Origin of the sequence: Ottowia sp., assembly GCF_035325765.1 — a bacterium.
Classification (GTDB): Bacteria; Pseudomonadota; Gammaproteobacteria; order Burkholderiales; family Burkholderiaceae_C; genus Ottowia.
Map to the genome: position 1 here is coordinate 1 of NZ_DAOKZG010000083.1, position 6,725 is coordinate 6,725.

General features: G+C 71.7%; 8 protein-coding genes. All 8 read right to left on the minus strand.

Features of this window, described 5'->3' with window-relative positions; translation table 11 throughout:
- Nucleotides 1–505: flavodoxin-dependent (E)-4-hydroxy-3-methylbut-2-enyl-diphosphate synthase (locus tag PKA16_RS15310; RefSeq protein WP_324404470.1), on the minus strand; the 505-nt coding region annotated here is incomplete at its 3' end.
- Entirely contained in the window at nt 502–1,395 is an 894-nt protein-coding gene (locus PKA16_RS15315; protein ID WP_324404472.1) for a helix-turn-helix domain-containing protein, read from the minus strand. The genes PKA16_RS15315 and PKA16_RS15310, both read right to left, overlap by 4 nt.
- The gene (pilW, locus tag PKA16_RS15320) at nt 1,388–2,206 is read right to left on the minus strand and encodes a type IV pilus biogenesis/stability protein PilW (RefSeq protein WP_324404474.1); all 819 of its coding nucleotides are present in this window, start codon (nt 2,204–2,206) and stop codon (nt 1,388–1,390) included. The genes PKA16_RS15315 and pilW overlap by 8 nt, the downstream gene beginning before the upstream one ends.
- On the minus strand, nt 2,203–3,357 hold the full coding sequence (gene rlmN / locus PKA16_RS15325) for a 23S rRNA (adenine(2503)-C(2))-methyltransferase RlmN (RefSeq protein WP_324404476.1): 1,155 nt from the start codon (nt 3,355–3,357) through the stop codon (nt 2,203–2,205). The genes pilW and rlmN overlap by 4 nt, the downstream gene beginning before the upstream one ends.
- A 23-nt stretch (nt 3,358–3,380) precedes the next feature.
- A complete protein-coding gene (gene ndk / locus PKA16_RS15330) occupies nt 3,381–3,806 on the minus strand; it encodes a nucleoside-diphosphate kinase (RefSeq protein ID WP_324404478.1) in 426 nt (141 codons plus the stop codon).
- Nucleotides 3,807–3,927: 121 nt separating this feature from the next.
- On the minus strand, nt 3,928–5,226 hold the full coding sequence (locus PKA16_RS15335; protein ID WP_324404480.1) for a pseudouridine synthase: 1,299 nt from the start codon (nt 5,224–5,226) through the stop codon (nt 3,928–3,930).
- Nucleotides 5,223–6,032: an SMC-Scp complex subunit ScpB gene (gene scpB, locus PKA16_RS15340; RefSeq protein WP_324404482.1), complete on the minus strand. Its 810-nt coding sequence runs from the start codon at nt 6,030–6,032 to the stop codon at nt 5,223–5,225. The genes PKA16_RS15335 and scpB overlap by 4 nt, the downstream gene beginning before the upstream one ends.
- Nucleotides 6,033–6,132: 100 nt before the next feature.
- On the minus strand, nt 6,133–6,725 hold a 593-nt coding region (locus PKA16_RS15345), incomplete at its 5' end, for an RluA family pseudouridine synthase (RefSeq protein WP_324404484.1).

Consider the following 6,725-nt stretch of genomic DNA (forward strand, 5'->3'; position numbering starts at 1 on the left):
CCTGGTCCAGGCTGCCCCAGTTGACGCCGATGCGCACCGGCTTGTCCCACTTCAGCGCGACCTCGATCATCTGGCCGAACTGCGCGTCGTGCTTGGCGCCCTTGCCCACGTTGCCCGGGTTGATGCGGTACTTGGACAGCGCCTGTGCGCAGTCCGGATGCTCGGTGAGCAGGCGGTGGCCGTTGTAGTGGAAGTCGCCCACCAGCGGCACGTCCACGCCCATCCGGTCGAGGCGCTCGCGGATGCGCGGCACCTGGGCCGCGGCCTCGGGCGTGTTCACGGTGATGCGCACCAGCTCGCTGCCGGCCAGTGCCAGTTCCTTCACCTGACGCGCCGTGGCCGCGGCGTCCTGGGTATCGGTGTTGGTCATGGACTGCACGCGCACCGGCGCGTCGCCACCGACGGTGACCACGCGCTGGCCCCAGCGAATGCGGGCCTGGCGCGTGCGGCGCGCGGCCGGTGCGACCAGGGCGATCGGCTGCGGGAGGGGCAATGGAGCGTTCATTCGTTCACCTGGAAGCGGGCCACGGAGCTGTTGCCGAGCCGGCGGATGTCCAGCGGCTTGCCACGCACCTCGACCTGCACCGCGTCCTTGCGCCCCACGGTCACCGCCAGCGGCGCGACGCCGTCGAGCGCCAGCGTCTCGTTCGCTGCCAGGACCCGATTGACCAGCGTCTTGCCACTGCCGTCGCGCACCGTGATCCAGGTCTCGTCGCTGGCCTTGAGCGTCAGCATGGGCAACGGTGCCGGCTCCGCGGTTGGGGGCGCGACCACCGCTTCCGGGGGCGCCGGCGCAGCGCTCTCTTCCGGGGGTGGCGGCGGCGCCTCCGCCGGCGTCGCCTCGACCGGCGGCGGCGGCGCGATGGCGGCCTCCTGACCGGCCGCCGAGGACGACGCGGCCTCGTCCGGCGCCTCCGTCGCGGACTCGGGCGGCCCCATCTGGATCGGCGACGTCGGCCACAACCACAGCAGCAAGGCGCCCAGCAACAACGCCAATACCGCGATCAGCCAGGGGCGGGCGCCGCGGCTGCTCAGGATCGACTCGGGCCCGTCGCTGCTGCGCCGGAACGGCTGATTGAGCTTGCTGCCGGTCGCACGCAGGCCGGGCGCCACCACGGGCATGCGCTCGAGCACGGGTGCCGGATCGGCGCCGAAGGCGCGGCAGATCGACGAGGCCAGGCCGCGCGCGAAAGTCACGTCCGGCAGCTGATCGAGCCGGTCGTGCTCCAGCGCCTCGAGCTTCTGCAGCGACACCTTCATGGCGCTGGCCAGCAGGGCCGCATCGACCCCGGCCGATTCGCGCAGCTGGCGCAGCATGGCGCCGGCCGACGCCGGCGGTTGCGCAGGCCGCGCCTCGAGCGGCGCCGGCAGCGTCGACAGCAGCTCGTCATTCATCGAACTGGCCCCGCTCGTAGGCGATCAGCTCACGCGATTGCGGGAACCGCTGGCGCAGCTGCGACGCCAGCTGCTCCATGGCGCGTTGGTCTCGAAGGCGCTGCTCCACTCGGATGCCCAGCCACAGCGATTCGGCGTTGGCCAGCTCGCTGTTGTTGAGGCGCCGGATGTAGAAGCGCGCCCGTTCCAGCTCGCCGCGCCGGAACAGCAGCAGGGCCAGGTTGTATCCGGTCACCGGGTTGCCGGCATCCAGTTCGTAGGCGCGCATGAGGGTCGCCTCGGCCTGCTCCGGCTGCCCTGCGCGGGCCTCGCAGATGCCCTGCGTCATCAGCGTCTTGGCACGACCGCCGTAGGTCGGCACCGCCACCGCGCGCTGGAACAGCGCCGCGGCCTCGGCATAGCGGCCGTTCTCGCACTCCAGCCAGCCGAGGTTGTGCATGGCGTCGGCATCGCGCGGGTTGAGCGCGAGGGCGCGCTGGAAGTGCGAGGCCGCCAGCGCGCGGTCGCCCAGCGCCAGGTAGATCAGTCCGCCCAGGTTGTAGGCGTCGGGGAAGCCGGGGTCGATCTGCAGCGTCTTCTTCAGCTCGTCCAGTGCCACTGCGTACTGCCCGTTCTCGTAGTAGCCGCTGGCCAGCGCGAGGCGCGTGCGCGCCCGCCGGCGCGCCTCGCTGTCGTCCGCCGGCGTCTGCCATTCGCTGGGCGTCGCGACCGTGTCGACCGGCGTGGCACAGCCGCTGAGCAAGGCCGACGCGGCCAGCACCAGGCCGGCACAGAGCAGCAGCAGGCGGGAGCGCGAGACGATGGGCGTCATGAAACCTCCTTGGTCGGCCGCGCCGCGCGCGTGCGCCGCACGACGATGGTGTCGCGCCCCGCCATGCGCTCGTGCACGCGGGTGCGGTCCTGCACGTCGCCCGCCAGCTGGCCGCAGGCGGCGTCGATGTCGTCGCCACGCGTCTTGCGCACGGTGGTGACGAAGCCGGCCTGGTTCAGGATGCGCGCGAAGGCCTGCACGCGCGCATCGGGCGAGCGCACCAGCCCCGAGGCGGGAAACGGGTTGAACGGGATCAGGTTGAACTTGCAGCGCAGGCCGGGATGCGCACGCACCCGCTCGACCAGCGCCCGCGCCTGATCGGGGCCGTCGTTGACGCCGTCGAGCATGACGTATTCGAAGGTGATGAAATCGCGCGGCGCGTGTTCCAGGTAGGCGACGCAGGTGGCCAGCAGCTCGTCGATCGGGTGCTTGCGGTTGAGCGGCACCAGCTGGTCGCGCAGCGCGTCGTCCGGCGCGTGCAGCGACACCGCCAGTGCCACCGGGCAATCCTGCGCCAGGCGGTCGATCATGGGCACCACGCCCGAGGTCGAGACCGTGACGCGACGGCGCGACAGGCCGTAGGCCTGGTCGTCCAGCATCAGGCGCAGCGCCGGCAACACGCGCGCGTAGTTCTGCAGCGGCTCGCCCATGCCCATCATCACCACGTTGGTGATGACGCGCTCGTCGCGCTTCAGGTGCCGGCGCAGGAAATGCTCGGCAAACCAGAGCTGGGCGACGATCTCGCCGGTTGTCAGGTTGCGCGAGAAGCCCTGGTGGCCGGTGGAGCAGAAGCGGCAGCCGACGGCACAGCCGGCCTGCGAGGAGATGCACAGCGTGCCGCGATCGTCCTCGGGGATGTAGACCGTCTCGATGGCGTTGCCGCCGCCGACGTCGAACAGCCACTTGATGGTGCCGTCCTTCGATTCATGCTGGCTCAGCACCGGCGGCGCCGCCACGATGGCGCGGCCGGCGAGCTTGTCACGCAGCACCTTCGCCAGGTCGCTCATCTGGCCGAAGTCGGCGACGCCGCGCTGGTGGATCCAGCGCAGCAGCTGGACGGCGCGGAAGCGCTTCTCGCCCAGCTGCTCGCAGAAGGCCACCAGGCCTTCCTGGTCAAGGTCGAGCAGGTTGACGACAGCAGAATCGGTCATGCGTGCGCAGCGTGCCGCGCCAATCAGCGGTTGTAGATCGCCAGGGCGGGGAAGAAGAAGGCGACCTCGACCGCCGCCGTCTCCGGCGCATCCGAGCCATGCACCGCGTTGGCGTCGATCGAATCGGCGAAGTCGGCCCGGATCGTGCCCTTGTCGGCCTTCTTCGGGTCGGTCGCGCCCATCAGTTCGCGGTTCTTGGCAATGGCGTTCTCGCCCTCCAGCACCTGGATCATCACCGGGCCGGAAATCATGAACTCGACCAGGTCCTTGAAGAACGGGCGCTCCTTGTGCACGGCGTAGAACTGCTCGGCCTCGCGTCGCGACAGGTGCTGCATGCGCGCGGCGGCGATCTTCAGGCCAGCGGCCTCGAAGCGCGCGTAGATCTGGCCGATCACGTTCTTGGCGACGGCGTCGGGCTTGATGATGGAGAGGGTGCGTTGAATGGCCATGAATGGGGCTTCCGAAAAAGGGAGGGGGAACGCGACTTGCGCGCGCTGCAAAACTCTTTATTTTAGCCGGCGCGGACCAGTCCTGCCCGCGCGACAGGCGGCGCCGCGCGCGGCGCAACGCTCAACCGCGACGCCGGCCGCCGCCGGGCGAGCGGCGCGCGCCGCGTGCCGCGCCGCTGCCCGGGCGCTTGAATCCGTCGGCGCCGATGTAGCCCTGTGCGGTGCGCAGCGGATCGGGCTGTCCGCGCTGGGCAGGCGCATCGACCCCGCTGCGCCGCGAAGCGGATGGCCCCGGGCGGCGCGGCGCCGGGGTACCGGCCATGCTGGGCCGTGGCCCGCTGCTGCGCGCGCGGTCGCCGCGGCCACGACGCGGCACCGCCTGCGGGCGGGATGCATCGGGCTCGCGCCCACCGCGCAGCACGTGCTCGGGCGTGCCCGAGGCCACGCCCAGCGCATGCAGCTCACGCTCGCCCAGTTCCATCCACTGGCCGCGGCGCAGGCCTCGCGGCAGCACCACGGCACCGTACCGGATGCGGATCAGCCGGCTCACGGCGTGGCCCACGGCCTCGATCATGCGCCGCACCTCGCGGTTGCGCCCCTCGGCGATGGTGACGCGATACCACCGGTTGGCACCCTCGCCCTCGGCTTCCTCGTGGATGGCCAGGAACTGCGCGAGGCCATCGCCCAGCTCCACGCCCGTCAACAGGCGCTGCTTCTCGTCCTCGCTGAGCGCTCCCAGCACGCGCACCGCGTATTCGCGCTCGAGGCCGAAGCGCGGATGCATCAGGCGGTTCGCCAGCTCCCCGGAGTTGGTGAACAGCAAGAGGCCCTCGGTGTTCAGGTCCAGGCGGCCGACCGACTGCCACTTGCCCTGGGCCAGCCGCGGCAGCCTGCGGAACACGGTCGGTCGGTTCTGCGGATCATCGTGCGTCACCACCTCGCCAACCGGCTTGTGGTAGGCGAGCACGCGCGCCGGCGGCGGCGTGATGCGCAGGCGGATCGGCTTGCCGTTGACGCGCACCTGGTCGCCAAACTGGATGCGCTGGCCGATGTGCGCCGGCTGGTTGTTGACCGAAATGCGGCCTTCCAGGATCAGCTGCTCCATCTCCAGCCGGGAGCCCAGCCCGGCCTGGGCCAGTACCTTGTGCAGCTTGGGCTGCTCGGGCTGGGGCAGCAGCACGCGCTTGGGCGGGGCTGGCGGCGTGTCCGCCTCAGCGTCGAAGCGGCCCGAAACCAGGTCCTCGAAGGCCACGGGGACATCGTCGTCGCCGGCGGACGCCGTGTCTCGACGCCGCCCGCTGCGCGGCGCGGGCGGCGTGCCGCCCGGCACGACCTGCGTGATCGCCGCTTCGGCCCTGGTGGCCTCGGGCCCTTGGGCTTCCTCGGCGGATGCCGGCTCGGCGCGGCGCTCCGGTTTCATGAACGCGCGTCCTCGCTGAGCGCCACCGGACCGCCATCGTCGACGTCGGTCACCTCGTCGCCGGGACTCGCCGCCGCCGACGCTGGCGCCGCTTCCGGTGCGGCGTCAGTCGCCTCTTCGCCGGGCGCGGCGTCAGCCGTCTCTTCGCCGGGCGCGGCCGCGGCTGGCTGGTCAGGCGATGGCGCCGCGGCTGCAGCTTCCGCCTGCGCCGGCGCGGCATCCGACACCCCCACGCTGGCCGGGCCCGCTTCGTCTTCCGGTGCCAGCGCATCGAACATGCTGGCCGCCTGGTCGGACGCGCTTTCCAGCAGCGGGAGCTGCTCCAGCGACGCCAGCCCCAGGTCGTCGAGGAACTGGCGCGTGGTCGCGTAGAGCGCGGGGCGGCCCACCGTCTCGCGGTGCCCGATCACCTCGACCCAGCCGCGGTCCTCGAGTTGCTTGAGCAGTTGCGAATTGATGGTGACGCCGCGAATGTCCTCCATGTCGCCGCGCGTGACGGGCTGGCGGTAGGCGATGATGGCCAGCGTCTCCAGCGTGGCGCGCGTGTAGCGCGGCGGTTTTTCGGGATTCAGCCGATCCAGGTATTCGCGCATCTCGGGCCGGCTCTGGAAGCGCCAGCCACTGGCCACCTGGACCAGCTCGACGCCGCGCTGGGCCCAGTCCTCCTGCAGCTCGAGCAGCAGGTCCTTCAGCGTATCGGCGCCGACGCCTTCCTGGAACAGCACGCGCAACTCGCGCAGCGCGAGGGGCTGCTGCGCGCAGATGAGCGCGGTTTCAAGGATGCGCTTGGCGTCCGCGGAGGTCACAGCTTGAATCTCAGAACCAGGAAGTCAGGAAGGTGCGCGTGCTCGCACGCGATTCGCGCCCGCGACCGGGCCGGTGCGGCGCCATGGCGGGCGTTGCGGGTCAGCGACGAACGATGCGTGCTCCCCCGGACGCCGCGCCCGCGTCATCAGCCGGCATTGTAAGGCCCCAGGCCGCCAGCGCGGCGGCCAGATCATTCGGCAGCGGCGCCCGGAAATCCAGCGCCGCCCCCGTCACCGGGTGCGAGAAGGCCAGGCGCCGCGCGTGCAGCGCCTGGCGCGTCATGCCGGCCGCCGGCGCGCCGCCATACAGGACGTCACCCACCAGCGGATGCCCCAGGTGTGCCAGATGCACGCGAATCTGGTGCGTGCGCCCGGTGTCGAGCCGGCAGCGCAGCAGGCAGCCCTGCTCGGCGTTCTGCAGCAGCGCGCAATGGGTGCGCGCCGGCTTGCCGGGCAGGCGCGCGAGGTCCACCACCGCCATGCGCAGGCGGTTGCGCGGATCCCGGCCGATCGCCGCCTCGACGTCACGCTCGGGCGGTCCGCGCCAGGGCCGGTGCGCCAGAGCCAGGTATTCGCGCCGGATCTGGCGCGCCGCGATCTGGGCCACCAGGGCGTCCATGGCCGGGCGCGAACGCGCCACCACCAGCAGGCCGCTGGTGTCCTTGTCGAGGCGGTGCACGATGCCGGCGCGCG

Bases quoted from the DNA above. Each gene is read 5' to 3' on its own strand.
- pilW (WP_324404474.1), bottom strand. From the start codon at position 2,206: ATGACGCCCATCGTCTCGCGCTCCCGCCTGCTGCTGCTCTGTGCCGGC.
- PKA16_RS15335 (WP_324404480.1), bottom strand. From the start codon at position 5,226: ATGAAACCGGAGCGCCGCGCCGAGCCGGCATCCGCCGAGGAAGCCCAA.
- ndk (WP_324404478.1), bottom strand. From the start codon at position 3,806: ATGGCCATTCAACGCACCCTCTCCATCATCAAGCCCGACGCCGTCGCC.
- rlmN (WP_324404476.1), bottom strand. From the start codon at position 3,357: ATGACCGATTCTGCTGTCGTCAACCTGCTCGACCTTGACCAGGAAGGC.
- PKA16_RS15315 (WP_324404472.1), bottom strand. From the start codon at position 1,395: ATGAATGACGAGCTGCTGTCGACGCTGCCGGCGCCGCTCGAGGCGCGG.